The organism is Chryseobacterium sp. SIMBA_038, from assembly GCF_046535115.1.
Classification (GTDB): Bacteria; Bacteroidota; Bacteroidia; order Flavobacteriales; family Weeksellaceae; genus Chryseobacterium.
In genome coordinates, this window is the sequence record NZ_JAWRXH010000446.1 from 1 (window position 1) to 235 (window position 235).

At 57.0% G+C, this 235-nt stretch carries 1 protein-coding gene; it reads left to right on the top strand.

Features of this window, described 5'->3' with window-relative positions; translation table 11 throughout:
• Positions 1-120: 120 nt before the first annotated feature.
• Positions 121-235, top strand: a 115-nt coding sequence (locus SB689_RS24210) for a hypothetical protein (protein WP_410694560.1), incomplete at its 3' end; no start/stop codon positions are given.

Genomic DNA, 235 nt, shown 5'->3' on the forward strand with positions numbered 1-235 from the left:
GGGAACAACAATGCTGTTGCTCTCGGGTCGGGATCGGTGACGTCCGCTGCAGTTGCTACCACGGGTGTTACGCTTAACGGGACGACATATAGTTTCGCGGGCTCAACCCCCAGTTCGACGGTGAGTGTAGGCGCTACTGGCGCAGAAAGAACAATTACGAATGTCGCCGCAGGCCGGATTACCGCGGCGAGCACTGATGCGGTCAATGGATCACAGCTTTACGCTACGAATCAGG